Genomic DNA, 273 nt, shown 5'->3' on the forward strand with positions numbered 1-273 from the left:
TCTGGGAAATGCCCGGAATCAACTCAAAGAAGTTGTCGCTAAAGACCCCCTCCTGCTCCGTCGACAGCCATACCCACCTGGCAAGCTTTCGGCACTCCACGATAAACATGGTTCCGCTGCTACCGGATAACTCCGTAATGGACAGGACTGGATCCTCAAGCTTTAGCTCCTTATCTTCACGAAAGAAATGGTCTTTACGGTCGAGAAGGGTTCCATTTTGCACCAGCTCCGCACGCAGTACGACTGCTGCAGGATCATGATCTGCCAGGAGCT

At 52.4% G+C, this 273-nt stretch carries 1 protein-coding gene; it reads right to left on the bottom strand.

The annotated features are described in order from the left end of the window. Positions 1–273, bottom strand: a 273-nt coding sequence (locus ACSNOG_RS33350) for a glycoside hydrolase family 2 protein (protein ID WP_436756411.1), incomplete at both ends; no start/stop codon positions are given.

Origin of the sequence: Streptomyces sp. URMC 124 (assembly GCF_051386455.1) — a bacterium.
Lineage (GTDB): Bacteria > Actinomycetota > Actinomycetes > Streptomycetales > Streptomycetaceae > Streptomyces.